The sequence below is a fragment of the Vogesella mureinivorans genome, from assembly GCF_007644035.1.
GTDB classification, from domain to species: Bacteria; Pseudomonadota; Gammaproteobacteria; order Burkholderiales; family Chromobacteriaceae; genus Vogesella; species Vogesella mureinivorans.
This window is the reverse complement of sequence record NZ_VMTV02000635.1, coordinates 1-372: the sequence shown is the minus strand read 5'-3', so window position 1 is coordinate 372 and position 372 is coordinate 1. Positions and strand designations below refer to the sequence as shown.

The following is a 372-nucleotide window of genomic DNA, read 5'->3' as shown; positions in this document are numbered from 1 at the left end:
CCCTACGAGCTCTCGGGCGGGCAGCAGCAGCTCGTCTCCATCATGCGGGCGCTGGCGGTGGAGCCGGAGGTGCTGTTCCTGGACGAGCCCTTCTCGGCGCTGGACTACGAGACGACGCTGTCGCTCCGCGTGCTGCTGCAGCGCGTGCTGAAGGAACGCGCGGTGACGACCATCCTCGTCTCGCACGACCTCGAAGAATCGATCGTGCTGGCGGACCGGCTGCTGATGCTGACGCGGCGGCCGACCACGGTGGCGGACGACCTGCGCATCGGCCTGCCCTGGCCGCGCGGGACGGCAGCGCTGGCCGATCCCGGCTTCGTCGCCATCAAGGCGCGCTGCCTCGAGGTGTTCGAGCGGGCGGTGGCGGCGTGA

1 protein-coding gene is annotated in these 372 nt (G+C 71.0%); it reads left to right on the top strand.

What is annotated here, in order from left to right:
* A partial coding sequence (locus FLQ44_RS17035; RefSeq protein ID WP_147695364.1) for an ATP-binding cassette domain-containing protein occupies nt 1-372 on the top strand: 372 nt, incomplete at its 5' end.